The organism is Halomonas sp. TD01 (assembly GCF_923868895.1).
Lineage (GTDB): Bacteria > Pseudomonadota > Gammaproteobacteria > Pseudomonadales > Halomonadaceae > Vreelandella.
Genome location: NZ_OV350343.1, coordinates 2259742 through 2272581 on the forward strand (window position 1 = coordinate 2259742; position 12840 = coordinate 2272581).

The 12840-nt window shown below is 54.9% G+C and carries 12 protein-coding genes and 1 tRNA gene; 11 read left to right on the top strand and 2 right to left on the bottom strand.

The genetic code is table 11. From position 1 onward, the window contains the following. Positions 1–132: 132 nt before the first annotated feature. Positions 133–2265, bottom strand: coding sequence for a TonB-dependent receptor domain-containing protein (locus L1X57_RS10215; protein WP_009721461.1), 2133 nt, complete (start codon positions 2263–2265; stop codon positions 133–135). Between the two features lie 278 nt (positions 2266–2543). Between L1X57_RS10215 and L1X57_RS10220 the strand changes: the two genes are divergently transcribed. From L1X57_RS10220 to L1X57_RS10240, 5 genes are all read left to right on the top strand, one after another. Beyond that, positions 2544–3488 (top strand): ABC transporter substrate-binding protein, encoded by a 945-nt coding sequence (locus L1X57_RS10220; protein ID WP_009721462.1) that lies wholly within the window; start codon positions 2544–2546, stop codon positions 3486–3488. A gap of 68 nt (positions 3489–3556) precedes the next feature. Continuing rightward, positions 3557–4525: a FecCD family ABC transporter permease gene (locus tag L1X57_RS10225; protein ID WP_039868502.1), complete on the top strand. Its 969-nt coding sequence runs from the start codon at positions 3557–3559 to the stop codon at positions 4523–4525. A gap of 62 nt (positions 4526–4587) precedes the next feature. After that, complete coding sequence (locus L1X57_RS10230; RefSeq protein ID WP_009721464.1) at positions 4588–5721, top strand: FecCD family ABC transporter permease; 1134 nt, start codon at positions 4588–4590, stop codon at positions 5719–5721. Further along, positions 5718–6527, top strand: coding sequence for an ABC transporter ATP-binding protein (locus tag L1X57_RS10235; protein WP_009721465.1), 810 nt, complete (start codon positions 5718–5720; stop codon positions 6525–6527). Before L1X57_RS10230 ends, L1X57_RS10235 begins: the two co-directional genes overlap by 4 nt. 97 nt (positions 6528–6624) lie before the next feature. After that, complete coding sequence (locus tag L1X57_RS10240) at positions 6625–8478, top strand: ABC transporter ATP-binding protein (RefSeq protein ID WP_009721466.1); 1854 nt, start codon at positions 6625–6627, stop codon at positions 8476–8478. 17 nt (positions 8479–8495) lie between these two features. Here L1X57_RS10240 and L1X57_RS10245 read toward each other — a convergent pair whose 3' ends face one another. Then, positions 8496–9071, bottom strand: a complete 576-nt coding sequence (locus tag L1X57_RS10245; RefSeq protein WP_234667706.1) for a hypothetical protein — start codon at positions 9069–9071, stop codon at positions 8496–8498. Positions 9072–9213: 142 nt separating this feature from the next. Here L1X57_RS10245 and L1X57_RS10250 point away from each other — a divergent pair. The 6 genes from L1X57_RS10250 to L1X57_RS10275 all read left to right on the top strand — a co-directional run bounded on the left by L1X57_RS10250 (position 9214) and on the right by L1X57_RS10275 (position 12698). Beyond that, a tRNA-Ile gene (locus L1X57_RS10250) sits at positions 9214–9290 on the top strand. A 97-nt stretch (positions 9291–9387) separates the two neighbouring features. Further along, positions 9388–10461: a tyrosine-type recombinase/integrase gene (locus L1X57_RS10255; protein ID WP_234667708.1), complete on the top strand. Its 1074-nt coding sequence runs from the start codon at positions 9388–9390 to the stop codon at positions 10459–10461. A gap of 398 nt (positions 10462–10859) precedes the next feature. Beyond that, positions 10860–11093 carry a hypothetical protein gene (locus L1X57_RS10260; protein ID WP_009721470.1) on the top strand — a complete coding sequence of 78 codons (234 nt, stop codon included), beginning with the start codon at positions 10860–10862 and terminating at the stop codon, positions 11091–11093. 3 nt (positions 11094–11096) lie between these two features. Next, a complete protein-coding gene (locus L1X57_RS10265; protein WP_009721471.1) occupies positions 11097–11948 on the top strand; it encodes a helicase RepA family protein in 852 nt (283 codons plus the stop codon). Then, entirely contained in the window at positions 11935–12237 is a 303-nt protein-coding gene (locus L1X57_RS10270; protein WP_234667710.1) for a hypothetical protein, read from the top strand. The genes L1X57_RS10265 and L1X57_RS10270 overlap by 14 nt, the downstream gene beginning before the upstream one ends. A 29-nt stretch (positions 12238–12266) precedes the next feature. Next, entirely contained in the window at positions 12267–12698 is a 432-nt protein-coding gene (locus tag L1X57_RS10275; RefSeq protein WP_234667711.1) for a hypothetical protein, read from the top strand. Positions 12699–12840: the final 142 nt, after the last annotated feature.

A 12840-nucleotide genomic window follows, 5' to 3' on the forward strand; every position in this document is an offset into this window, starting at 1 on the left:
AGATTAACTTAATGAATTGCCAGCATAGAGATTGGCTACCGCCCAACCTTACGGCGTAAAAAAGCCCTGGCACATGGCCAGGGCAGCAAGTTTTCATTGAAACAGTAAACAGAACCTTCTAGCTAGCAGCGTTTAGAACTCGTAGCGTGCAGATAGCCACAGTCGACGCCCTTCTTCACTATTGGCATACACATTGCCAAAGCTAGTGCCGTCACCGTAAGCGCGATAATCAACAAAATCTTTATCGAACACGTTATAAATGGTGGCACTCACGTTAAATTGCTCGGTAAATGCGTAGCTGCCGCCTAAGTGGAACAGTGAATAGGCTTTGAAGTCGCCTAGGTCGTCGAAAGAGGGCGCGCCCCTAACGCTTTCACGGTTACGGTAGCGCTCGCTGCGGTACTCGGCGGAAAGCCACGTGTCCAACTGAGGCGTGGCTTGCCAGCGTAGCGTGGCATTGAACGCATGCTCTGGCGTATCGGTCAGTGGCTCACCACGATTGTTACCGCTTTTCTGTTCACTATCGGTGTAGGTGTAGTTGGCCGATAAACGCCAATCTGGTGTGAATTGATAGCTAGTAGCAAGCTCGACACCTTGGGTGACGGCTTCATCAATATTGACGTCTTGGCTATAGACGCCGTCGGGCACGAGCGGATCGTTCTCAACAACAATGTCGTTGCCGCTGGCTATTTTGTCGTCAAACTCGTTATAAAACAGTGTGGCGCTAGCGGTGAAACCTGCCTGACTGTCGTAATGTGCACTAATTTCACTGCTAGTACTGGTTTCTGGTTCAAGATTTGGGTTACCAATAGTGAGTATGGTGCCCTGGCCCGTGACGCCATTGATACCCGCATGCAGGTCATTCAGAGAGGGCGTTTTGTAGCCTCGGCTGACGCCGCCTTTCAGTGTCCAGTTTGGCGTCGTGTTCCACACCAAATAGCTACGCGGGCTGAACTGGCTGCCAAAGGCATCGTGATGGTCGTAGCGACCACCAAGCGTTAGCGCCAAATCGTCGCGTAGCATCCACTCATCTTCTGCAAAGAGTGACCATGTGGTTTGCTCAAAGGTCTCATTTGCTAACCCATCATCGAGCTTAGCATCCCACCACTGTAAGCCCACCGTGGTCATGTGGTCGCCTAGCGGCATGATATATTTGCTGTCTAACACTGTATTGGTGGTTTCTAGCTCGCGAGGCGCGCCGCCCACGATGCCAGGGAAGCCGTCATAGGCAACGCCATTTTCACCAGGAATCGTACGGCCTTTAGTTTCTGTGGTGTTGCGCATCAAGCTGGATTCGAGCGTGCCTGATGCAAAGCGCCCAGTGTGGCCAATAGCAACTTGCTGCCGTTCAAAACGCAGTTCGTCGGCGTAGCCATTTGCGACTCCAGGGTCTGGCGCGCAACTACGGGTACGGCCGTCTAGAGTACCGAGCTGGCATTCGTCGTTGTTATAGCGCTGTCGATTAACTTCACCATCCACCCACAGGTCATGATCGGCATTTGGTGTCCAGGTTAACTTGCCGCCCAGGTTGTAGGTATCGCCTTCAACGGGGCTGGGGCCACGCTGGCTAACGTCAATGGGATTGCCGTTGCCGTCAGTGTAAGTAAGCTCTGATGCGTCCCGTTCATATAAGCGACCGCGCACCTGAATGCCAAGCGTGTCTTGAATAAGCGGGCCACTCGTATAAAGATTAATTTCGCGGCGATCACCGAAATCACGATCTTCATTAAATGTGTTTTCAATTCCTACTGAAACAACCCACTCGCGGTCTACTCGGCGAGTAATAATGTTGATTACACCGCCCATGGCGTCAGAGCCATATAGCGTCGACATTGGGCCACGAATCACTTCGATACGCTCAATGCTGGAGACAGGCGGGAAGAAGCTGGTAGACGTTTCGCCAAACCCGTTAGGTGTGACGCTGCCAGCGGCGTTCTGCCGACGGCCGTCAATAAGAATCAACGTATAGTCGCTAGGCATCCCGCGAATGCTGATATTGCTGCCACCGGTTTTGCCGACTGCACCACCAACATCAACACCCTCTACATCACGTAACGCATCAGCCACGCTGGTAATGCGCTTGCGCTCCAGTTCCTCACGAGAAACAACGGAAATACTGGCAGGGGCATCCACCAGTGCCTGCTCAAAACCGCTCGCAGATACAACAATATTGTCCAGTTGTTCTGATTCTTGGGCTAAGGCCGCGGTGGCGGTGACGCTTAGAGCGACGGCGCTGGCTAAAGCGGTGCGAGTGAAGCGTGGCATGGTGGTCCCCTGAGATGAAACTTATTTGCTAATGAAAATGGTTATCAAGCGAGTTGGTGATTCTAAGAAGAAAAGTTCCCATATGCGAGTTTGTTTCATCGAACATTGTGTTGCTAAATATCGAACAGGGCTGTGTGAAAAAATTGCCTATAGAGGTTGTTAGACGGCTAATTAAACTATCGTTGCAGCATCCTGAACGTGCAATTCGTTGGAATAGTAATGCAAGTGCTTTTGAGAATCGTTATTATCAGCGCCACATACACTCAGGAGAGTCACATATGGGTTACTTGTCGCTGCGCAACGGACTAGTAGGTATTGTGGTAAGCGGACTGTTATTAATAGGTGGGTCGTTGGCAAGCGTTGCTCAGGCGCGCACGTTGGACACAGCCTACGGAGACGTTGAGGTTAGCGATACGCCAGAGCGTGTTGTCACCCTTTATGAGGGCGCGTTAGATGCCGCCCTGGCCGCAGGCGTCACCCCGGTTGGCGCGGTCACTACCCGCGGCGGTGATAATGTTGCTGAATACGTAGAAGCTCATCTAAATGGCGAGCGCCCTGAGATTGTCGGCGTGGTACGTGAAATCAATATTGAAGCCGTACTGGCCCAACAGCCCGACCTGATTCTGGCCGCTGCTCAGCTACCGGAAGAGCAGTACCAACTGCTATCTCGCATCGCACCCACCGTGGTGCCGCACACCCAACCGTTAGCGCCCGATAGTTGGGAAGCGGAAGCGCGGCTTTATGGCCAGGCGCTCAATCGTGAAACGGAAATCGAAGACGCCATTGTGGACGTCGATCACCGCATTAGCGAACTGGCAGCCGCTATTGATGCTGCCGGAGTGGGTGGCACTGCGGTTCTGGCTCGCTGGATGCCCAATGGCCCGATGGTAATGTCCACAGAGCTGATCGCCACTGGCCTATTAGCGAAAGTGGGGTTAGAGGTTCAGGATGCTGGACTGGTCGATGAAGGGCACCCCCATAGCGATATACTTAGTCTTGAAAACCTTTCCCAAGTGGACGGCGACTGGCTATTCCTGGCCACGCTTAATGCCGATGGCCAGGCGGCGTTAGATGCCGCGAAGCAGAGCGCAGCCTTCACTCGTTTGAACGTGGTTAAGCAAGACCGGGTCGTACCGGTGAATGGCCAGCTGTGGAGCAGCGCCAATGGCCCGTTGGCTGCTCAGGCCATGTTGGATGACATTGAGAACGCATTGTTGCCGTGAAAGATGCCGTGACATCACTACCTAGCACATTGGGCAGCGCCAGTCGGCGCTATGCTCCCCGTACATGGATGCTTATTCTGCTCACCGCCCTTGTGGCGGTGAGCATCGTTAGTTTGCTGATTGGGGCTGGTGAGGTGGGGCCACGGCGAGTGCTGGGGCTGCTGCAGAGCGCAAGCGACAGTGAAGCGCAGTTTATCGTCTGGGAGTTACGCGCCCCGCGCACCCTAATTGGCATTGTCGTCGGCATTTCGCTGGGTGTTGCCGGGGCACTGCTGCAAGCCATTTCCCGCAACCCGCTTGCCGAGCCTGGTCTGCTGGGAGTAAGCGCCGGAGCGGCCTTCGCGGTAGCACTGGCACTTGTACTAGGGGCCAGCGCTGCCACGCTACGCATTTCGGTTGCCCAGCTAGGGGCATTGGTGGGCTGTGTCTGTGTTCTCAGCGTGGCGCGTTTTCGTGGGGTGGGAAATGACCCCGTGCGCCTAGTGCTGGCGGGAGCGGCATTTTCTGGATTGTTAGGCTCGCTCACCTCATTAATGCTGCTGTATGACCAGCGCGCTGCCGATGAGATCCGTTTTTGGGTGGTAGGCAGCCTTGCCGGAAGACGACTGGATGATCTTGTGGCGGTGCTGCCGAGCTTATTGGTCGCGGCCATCGCGGTGGTTGTTATGGCGGGGCCTCTGGCAGCGCTGGCGCTAGGTGAGCGAGCGGCGAGTGGCCTGGGGCATCACCCCACGCTGATTCGCTGGGTAGCCGTAGGCTGCGTAGCACTGCTAGTTGGCGCGGCAACTGCGATTGCCGGTCCGATTGCCTTTGTAGGACTGGTGGTGCCGTTTGTAGCGCGAGCGTTTGCCGGGCCGGATATTCGCCGCACGCTGTGGTTTTGCCTGCCGATTGGCCCACTGATTGTGCTTACGGCGGACATTATCTCGCGTGTTGTCGTTGCACCTTCCGAGCTGCCATTGGGTGTACTCACCGCGCTATGCGGCGCGCCGGTATTAATAGCCGTGGTGCGTGCAAAACGGCTCCCGATGCTATAACGCCTTGTTTTTTACCACCATGCCGCCCAGGCGTCACGGTGTCATCTTGGTGATGTGTTGATATGAAAATAATGGCGAATCATCCGTCTTTAACGGACGTTGCCACCCGAAGCCATGCTGTTTCAAACCATGCCGCGGAATATGCCAATAGCGTGCCAGCGCCGGAAGGCTACTGGCATATCGCGCTGCCCCGTTGGGGCTATAGTTTTCTTCTCGAAAAGCGCGCACTAGCGGTCAATATCGGTTTGTTGATTGCGTTGCTGGCAGCGTGCCTGCTCTACCTAAGCTTAGGTAGCGTACCGCTGGCGCCCAGTGCGGTCATTCCTGCGGTGTTGGGGAAGGGCGATATGATGACGGCTTTTATGGTTCAGGAGCTGCGCTTACCGCGTTTAATCGCTGCTTGCTTTACCGGGGCGGCGTTCGCGCTTTCAGGTATTTTGATGCAAACCCTGGCCCGCAACCGTCTGGCTACGCCAGGTATTATCGGTATTGATAACGGCGCGACGGCCTTCGCGGTGGCCTCTATTGTGGGCATGGGTGTGTCTATTGCGCCGCCAGCGATGGCCTTGGCTGGCGCGACGACCGCCGCCGTGCTGACCTTTGGCCTTGCGGCTGGCAGTGGCACCCAAGGTTACCGGTTTATTGTCGCGGGCATTGGCGTGGGGGCGGTGTTTGGTGCTGTCACCCAACTGATGTTGGCACGAGTAGCGATTGATACCGCCAACGCTGCCTATCCATGGACGGTTGGGTCACTTAATGCACGCCCCAGCGGGGCAGTACAACTGCTGGGAATTGGCTTGGCATTAGGGATAGTTGCCGCCTTGGCGCTGGCACGCTCACTGACGTTACTGCGTTTTAAAGACGCGACCGCCAGTGGTCTCGGGCTTCGTGTTAAAGCCCGCAGGTTGCAAATCCTGATGCTATCCGTCGTGCTCACCGCCTTTGCGGTTGCTGTGGCGGGGCCAGTGGGCATGGTTGCGCTGATTGGTCCAGAGGTTGCTCGTTCACTTTCCAGTGCTCGACATGTGCCGATTTTGGCCGCCACATTAGCAGGTGCTCTGGTAATGTTGCTGGCCGACCTTGCCGGGCGCACTCTCTTGGCACCAATTGAAATTCCCGTTGGCATTGTTACAGCGGTGGTTGGCGGCCCCTGGCTGCTATGGATATTAATGCGCCCACAACGGAGCCGCCCATGAATAGCACATCTCTTTCACCAACGCTTGCTACCGATGCGTTGTGTATGAGCTACGGCCAACGTCGAGTGATTGAAGACCTGGGCGTTAGCTTACCTAGTGGGCAGGTAACGGCCATTGTTGGCCCTAACGGCTGTGGCAAATCAACGCTACTTTCTGGTCTGGCTCGCCTGCACAAACCTGACAGCGGAGCAGTACTGCTGGATAGTCAGGATATTCAGCGTCTGCCCGCGCGCCAGTTAGCCACCCAGCTAGCGTTGTTGCCTCAAGAAGCGGTGGCTCCGGAAGGGCTAACCGTCACCGAGTTAATTCGCTTTGGCCGCCAGCCCCACCAAGGCTGGCTGCGTCAATGGTCGGCGGAAGACCAGCGCGTGGTGCAGTACGCGCTCGATGCTGCTGGTTTGAAAGAGCTCGCCGACCGGCCGTTAGAAGCGCTTTCCGGCGGGCAACGCCAGCGCGCCTGGATCGCGATGACCATTGCCCAGCAGACCCCATTACTGTTACTAGATGAACCGACCTCTGCACTAGACTTAGGCCACCAGATTGAAGTGTTTGAGTTAGTGCGCCACTTGGCTTGCCATGGCCGTACGGTAGTGATGGTATTGCATGACCTCGCCAGTGCCTGCCGTTATTCAGACAACCTGATTGCCATGCGCGATGGCCAGATTATTGCTAAGGGGGCGCCCGCCGAGGTGGTGACACCCGCGCTGGTGCGCGAGCTTTACCAGGTAGATTGCACGCTGCTGCTTGACCCGGATACCGGAAGCCCTTTATTGGCCAACGTGCGCCGCGTGGCTCAGCCAGCATAAAGGTTACGTAGTAGCTCTCTTTATATAGTTCTCTGTATATAGCTCTCTACATACAACCCTCTATATAACTCTCTTTATAACTTTAAAAGGAACCGATGTGGCTTCTTCTCCACCCGATTCTCACGCTAAACCTTCAGGAAGTCAGGGGGCTCACAGCCAAAGCTTTCAAGCACTCGTGCGATTGCTGCGCTATGCCAAAGGATATCGGCGGCGGATTGCTGCGGCCACCGCCTGTTCCATTATTAATAAGCTATTTGATATCGCTCCGGAAATCCTGATCGGTGTGGCGATTGATGTGGTGGTTAACCAGGAAAACAGCTTTGTAGCGCGGCTGGGTTTTGAAACGCCCCACCAACAAATCACCATTCTGGCGGTGCTGACGTTCTTTATCTGGGCGGGGGAGTCGCTGTTCGAGTACTTGTTCCAAATCCTCTGGCGAAACCTTGCCCAGCGGCTACAGGCCGATATGCGCCAAGACACCTACGAGCACGCCCAGCGATTGGACATGGCATTTTTTGAATCAAAAAGCTCCGGTCAGCTCGTCGCCACCATGAACGACGACGTGAACCAGTTGGAGCGCTTCCTGGACGGTGGTGCCAACGCGCTGATTCAAGTTGGTGTGACGGTAATAGCGGTAGGCGCCGTGTTCTTCGTGCTGTCACCGCTGATTGCACTGCTGGCGTTCACGCCGATCCCGCTCATTATCTGGGGCGCCTTCTTCTTCCAACGCAAAGCCGGGCCGCTTTACAGCGATGTGCGTGAAAAGGTGGGTGATCTTGCCAGCCGCCTTTCCAACAACCTAAGTGGCATTGCCACCATCAAAAGCTTTACCAGTGAAGCGCGGGAAGCCGAGCGCCTCCGTGATGCCAGCGAAGCCTATTTAGAAGCCAACCGCCGGGCGATAAAGGTCAGCTCTGCGTTTATACCCGTCATCCGTATGGCGATTTTGGCGGGCTTTCTCGCCACCTTCACCGTCGGCGGCATGATGGCGCTGAACGGCAGCCTGAATGTAGGCGCTTACGGCGTCCTGGTTTTCCTTACCCAGCGCTTGCTGTGGCCGCTCACTGGCCTTGCCCAAGTGATCGACTTGTTCGAGCGCGCGATGGCCAGCACCAAGCGGATTCTTGACCTATTGGAAGTGCCGATTACGGTTAAAGATGAAAGTACAGCGCCTCTCGCTGCACCTGTGAAAGGCGAGGTGCAGTTCGAAGCCGTGAGCTTCCACTATGCCTCTAGCCAGGTGGGAGTGAGTGGCGTTGATCTCCACGTGCCTGCAGGCAACACCCTAGCGCTGGTAGGTGCTACCGGTTCCGGCAAATCGACCCTGATCAAATTGCTGCTGCGCTTTTACGACCCTGCCAGCGGTCGCGTACTGGTCGATGGTCAGCCGATCACGGAGGTCAGCATGCACTCGCTGCGTCAAGCGATAGGGTTGGTGAGCCAGGATGTGTACCTGTTTGAAGGCAGCATTCGCGATAACATTGCTTACGGCAAACCTGATGCCTCGGAGGCCGCGATTATTGACGCCGCCAAAACCGCTGAAGCCTGGAGTTTTATTGAAACACTGCCCCAAGGGTTGGAAACCCCGGTTGGCGAGCGAGGGGTATTACTCTCTGGTGGCCAACGTCAGCGGCTTTCGCTGGCCAGGGCGCTGCTAAAAGATCCGCCAATTCTGGTGCTGGATGAAGCCACTAGCGCGGTGGATAACGAAACTGAAGCCGCCATTCAACGTTCACTAAAACGCATCGCCCATGGCCGTACAGTGATTATGATTGCCCACCGGCTTTCGACCATTGTGCATGCCGATGAAATCGTGGTGATTGAGCAAGGACGCGTTGCTGAACGCGGTAACCACTCAAGCTTGTTGGTGGCTGATGGCCACTATGCTGCCCAGTGGCGAGTACAAACCGGCGCCGCCCAGGCAGGGGATGTGGAAACACTTAGCCATTGAACACGTCTTTTAGCGTGCTAGCGATTCACCAGAAGGGCATTTAAGGTAATCGGTACATGCTCATCAATCTCTTGATAGCCTAGCAACGACAGCACGGTTCGCACCGTGCTGTTGGCCATCAGCGCTCGGCCATCCATCGCCATGGGTTCAGCGTGGGTAACTCGCACTTCGTTTAACCCTTCACGGGTAAAGCGCAGCGGCACCGACTCTTCCTGGTTAATCAGGTCGGTTTGTACCCGAAAGGTGAGTGTTTCCACCATGGATTCACCAATATCCAGGCCATCCAATCGCTCCGGCGGCATTTGTGCGACCAGTGTGACCAGCGTGGTATTGGCCAGCAAGCCCACCCACGGCGGTAAATCACCAAAGCGAGTCAGCAAATCCGTTTGACTCAAGCGTAACGGCAGGCGCAGGGTGCCATCGTTAGAAATATCGCCCTGCAAATTATTCACCTGATGGTGATGGGTTTGTGGGGCATCGCCATCTAACTGAGTAATAGACGCCTGCACCTGCGACTGGCCAGGGTCTAGCTGCCAATCCGCATGAACCGGCACCGCCAACAATAGCGGGATAAGAGCAATCAAAGCTTTCACAGCGCGTCTCCGCATTAGGAACTCATTACCAGACCTCACGCTTTTAAATAAGTGCCCCTAAAAAATTACTGCTATCACCACAAGATAGCGCTACAAGGGGTAGCCTCGCCCGAACACATTCGCTATTATATGCACGCTTTGCGGGCCTATAGCTCAGTTGGTTAGAGCAGGGGACTCATAATCCCTTGGTCGTAGGTTCAAGTCCTACTGGGCCCACCATTAAAATCAGTAACTTAGCAATTGTCTCTGGTGAGTCCCCTAGTCCAAGGGTACAGTTTCGGTACAGTGCCGATCTTTCAGACCCTGGAGATTTTTTGTGGCCACTATCGTCAAGACCCCTTCTGCAACCTGGAAAGCCGTCATCCGCAAGTCGGGTTGGCCAACCATCGCAAAGACCTTCCGCACCAAACGTGACGCTCAAGATTGGGCACGCCGCACTGAAGATGAAATGGTGCGCGGTGTTTATATCCAACGTAGTGCCTCAGAGCGCATGACGCTTGAAGCAGCATTGCAGCGCTACCTAGCCGATATCACGCCTACTAAGAAACCCAGTACTCAAAAAAGTGAACGCCAAAAAGCGACGACGCTTATTGAGCATTTGGGCAAATACTCCCTTGCAGCGCTGACCCCAGAGCTGATCGCCAACTACCGTGATAAACGACTCAACTCACTAGGACGGCGTGGGCAGCTTATCAGCCCTAATACCGTGCGCCTGGAGCTTGCCTTACTCGGACACCTTTACACCGTGGCCATACAGGAATGGGGACTGGGACTTACCTATAATCCCGTCCAGAACATCCGCAAGCCTAGCCCAGGAGAAGGGCGTAACCGTCGCCTGAATTCTGACGAGGAAAAGCGGCTGTTTGCTGTTCTGCGGCAGCATAGCAACCCAATGCTAGCCTGGATCGCCAGAGTAGCCCTGGAAACGGGTATGCGCTCTTCAGAGATCCTGACCCTCACTCGCAATCAGGTCGACGTTAAACGCCGCGTGGTGCGCCTTACAGACACCAAAAACAACGAAGCCCGCCTAGTGCCGTTGACTCAAGTGGCAACCGAAGCGTTCAAACAAGCGCTTAATAACCCAGTTCGCCCGCTCGACTGTGATCTAGTGTTCTTCGGTGAGCCTGGCCAGGATGGAAAGCGGGGTCCCTATGCTTATACCAAACTATGGAACCAGGCGAAGAAGCAAGCTGGTCTGGATGACTTCCGCTTTCACGACCTTCGCCATGAGGCTGTGAGCAGATTAGTCGAAGCTGGTTTAAGTGATCAGCAGGTGGCAGCAATTAGCGGCCACAAGTCCATGCAAATGCTGCGGCGCTACACCCACCTACGCGCCGAAGACCTGGTAGACCAGCTCGATGCTATTGAGCAGCGACGCTCAAAGGCGTGACTGAAATAGACTTGTAAGGCCTGTGCCACTCGAATACCAACATCGTCGAGCCCAAAAGGGCGAGTAAGTTACTTGTAAACGGACACTGCCAGCTTGCTGGCGGTGGACCTTTTACACATCCTGCCCGCAATAAAAACCGCGCCAAGCAGCATCCCCAAAACTTCCACGCAATGAGAGTGAATAATTCTCTGTCATTTAGAATATTTTAGAATATTGAGTACGCCAAAATTGAGCTGAGCTTATAGAGTGCGCTTATAGTGCGATTGAATGCGGTTGCAGTGCGCTTATAGTGCGGTTAAGTCTTATTTTTCAATATCTTACGATATATCGTAAGTATACAAGCTAGCTAGATATTCATAACCTTCGTAAGGCAAGTATCAATTACGGAGGATTACACAATGACTATCGAGGATTCCCTTCTCGACCGTTTCGGCCCACTACTAAGCCTTCCCCAACTGGCCACTGTTCTTGACCGCTCACCAGACGGTCTGCGCATAAGCCTACGCACAAGTAACCCTTGGGCAGCAGAGATTAACCAGGCAAAGCTGAAAGTTGGTCGGCGTGTCTATTTCCGCACTTCGCAAATTGCCGAGCTGCTGGACAGTGACCGGCTCTGCGGTGATAGGGGGTGAGATATGGCGATTGATTTGATGTGGGCATTTGAAAATGAGCCGCCGCCGCTTGATTATGTTTTACCCCATATGGTAGCGGGCACTGTCGGTGCGCTTATATCACCTGGCGGGACAGGTAAGTCCATGCTTGCTCTACAATTGGCTGCTCAGATTGCCGGTGGCACCGATCTGCTGGGATTGGGTGAGTTGCCCACAGGCCAAGTGATATACCTGCCGGCCGAAGATCCACCAACTGCTATTTATCACCCACTACACGCGCTGGGCGCAAACCTCAAGCCGGAACAGCGGCAAGCTGTGGCTGAACAACTGCTGATTGAACCATTGATCGGCAGGTGCCCCAATATCATGACCCCAGACTGGTTCGATGGGATTAAACGGGCTGCCGAGGGTCGTCGCCTGATGGTCTTGGATACCCTGCGCCGCTTCCACATCGAGGAAGAGAACGCCAGCGGGCCTATGACCCAAGTTATTGGCCGCATGGAGGCCATAGCTGCTGACACTGGTTGTTCTGTCCTTTTTTTGCACCACTCCAACAAGAGTGCTGCAATGATGGGGAGCGGCGACCAACAGCACGCGAGCCGAGGGTCATCCGTACTTGTCGATAATAGCCGGTGGCAATCCTACCTGTCTGGCATGACGCAAGCCGAGGCCGATGAATGGGGGGTTGATAGAAGCCAGCGTGGGTACTTCGTCCGCTTCGGCGTAAGCAAAGTAAACTACGCCGCGCCTTTCCAAGAATGTTGGTTTAGGCGTCACGAAGGCGGCATCCTCAAACCTGCTGTACTTGAGCGGCATAAGCGCCCCTCGCCTGTAAAGCTGAAGTCCATCGGCAAAGGCGGAGATGATGACTGGTAACCGAGTTGCCCCGACCAGTACCGCATTGCAGGCTCGAGTAATGATCTATCAACCCAGCCAGCGCCCCCAAGAACGTGCAGGACAGTGGATGAATACGAGTTTTGGCCGATGCCGTGTAACCGGTAGGCTTGGGCAGCGTCATGCCGATATCGTCGAGTCCATGCTGTATGTTGCCGAACGGCGTCGTGAAATCTCTGACGGAGGCGTCGAGCTACTAGTTGACCCGGCAAAGTTGCATCGAATGCTATCAGACCACCAGTCAGCCATGGTCGCATCAAAAAGCTACTGATCGATCTGCGAGCTGCCACGGTGGAAATCGTGACGCCGGAGCTGGAGCGGAGCAGTGACAGTATCATTGGCGGCTTGATTGACCATGTGATCCCATCATCTATGACCCGCCGCGACCCGCTCACAGGCGGCGAACGACACTTGTGGCGTGTCCGGTTGGGTGTTGCTTTGGTGATGCTGATGGAAAAGGACTTGTCGTTGTACTACTCGCCTGCACCGATTGCCAGACTACAACATGGAATCAGCCAGGCAGTTGCCCGGCATGTGCTTACCCACAAACACAACCCAGTCGGCGGTTGGTTTCTGGACACACTGATCCGCGCTGTTTGCGGTGTTGCTGCGAGCAGTACCACGCTCCGCAACTTCCGACGGCGCATTAAGGAGGATTCAGACAGATTGGTAGAAATCGGCATTGAGGTAGATGCCAGCGATAGGTTAAAGCGTGTCACAGCGGCCCGATAGCGTGCCACACCGGCCCGATTCTTTACGGTTTTAGCAGGATATTCAGGATATATCAGGATATCCAGGCGGTGTAACCACCCGCTGGATGCGGGTGGCTACACCTTAACTGATCAAGCACAAGGGGCTTGATCAATCGGCCGGA

What these genes read in the sequence shown, in the direction of transcription:
- L1X57_RS10235 (WP_009721465.1), top strand. Translation starts at nt 5,718, where the DNA reads ATGAATAGCACATCTCTTTCACCAACGCTTGCTACCGATGCGTTGTGT.
- L1X57_RS10215 (WP_009721461.1), bottom strand. Translation starts at nt 2,265, where the DNA reads ATGCCACGCTTCACTCGCACCGCTTTAGCCAGCGCCGTCGCTCTAAGC.
- L1X57_RS10230 (WP_009721464.1), top strand. Translation starts at nt 4,588, where the DNA reads ATGAAAATAATGGCGAATCATCCGTCTTTAACGGACGTTGCCACCCGA.
- L1X57_RS10260 (WP_009721470.1), top strand. Translation starts at nt 10,860, where the DNA reads ATGACTATCGAGGATTCCCTTCTCGACCGTTTCGGCCCACTACTAAGC.
- L1X57_RS10220 (WP_009721462.1), top strand. Translation starts at nt 2,544, where the DNA reads ATGGGTTACTTGTCGCTGCGCAACGGACTAGTAGGTATTGTGGTAAGC.
- L1X57_RS10225 (WP_039868502.1), top strand. Translation starts at nt 3,557, where the DNA reads ATGCTTATTCTGCTCACCGCCCTTGTGGCGGTGAGCATCGTTAGTTTG.
- L1X57_RS10265 (WP_009721471.1), top strand. Translation starts at nt 11,097, where the DNA reads ATGGCGATTGATTTGATGTGGGCATTTGAAAATGAGCCGCCGCCGCTT.
- L1X57_RS10270 (WP_234667710.1), top strand. Translation starts at nt 11,935, where the DNA reads ATGATGACTGGTAACCGAGTTGCCCCGACCAGTACCGCATTGCAGGCT.